The organism is Nocardia macrotermitis (genome assembly GCF_009604405.1).
In the GTDB taxonomy this organism is placed as follows: Bacteria; Actinomycetota; Actinomycetes; order Mycobacteriales; family Mycobacteriaceae; genus Nocardia; species Nocardia macrotermitis.
The window spans coordinates 1-756 of the sequence record NZ_WEGK01000053.1; the positions used below are offsets into that span (position 1 = coordinate 1).

Here is a 756-nt window from a genome sequence, read left to right on the forward strand (position 1 = left end):
GGCGAATTCGAGGCGTTCGCGCCCGTCGTCGCCGCCCTGGCGGGCACCTAGCGAGAGAAGGATCGACATGGTCAAACGTTCGCGCTACAGCGAATACAAGGATCGCTACCGGAACTACCGTTTCGAACTCGACGAGGACGGCATCCTGCTGATGCAGTGCCACACCGAGGGCGGCTCGCTGGTGTGGGACTGGAAGGCGCACGACGATATGGCCGACGCCTTCGCCGATGTCGCGGGCGATCGCGAGATCAAGGTGCTCATCCACACCGGCACCGGCGAGAACTACAACGCCGACTGGGGTTTCATGCCCGACGGCTCACTCATCGATCCACCGGTCTACCAGGCCATGCCGGGCGATCGCGGGCTGTGGAAGCTCGACGAGAAGGCCTGGTACAACCGCAATCTCATGTTCAACGTGCTGAACGTGGACGTGCCGATGATCAGCGCGGTGAACGGCCCGTGCAATATCCACTCCGAGGTCCCGCTGATGGGCGATATCGTGCTCGCCTCGGAAGACGCCTGGTTCCAGGATGTTTCGCACTTCCCGCGCGGTCAGGTCCCCGGCGACGGCCAGCACGTGATCTGGAATTTCCTGGTCGGCCACAATCGCGGCCGCTACCTGCTGCTGACCGGTAAGAAACTCGCCGCCCGCGAGGCGCTGGACTGGGGCGCGGTCGCCGAGGTGCTGCCGAAAGATCAAGTGCTGGACCGGGCTTGGGAACTCGCCCGCGAACTCGTGAAGCGCCCGCCGCTGAC

1 protein-coding gene is annotated in these 756 nt (G+C 64.4%); it reads left to right on the forward strand.

Annotated features, from left to right (window positions below):
• Positions 1-67: 67 nt before the first annotated feature.
• Positions 68-756 (forward strand): enoyl-CoA hydratase/isomerase family protein (locus NRB20_RS37380; RefSeq protein WP_153416160.1); only part of this gene is annotated, 689 nt, incomplete at its 3' end.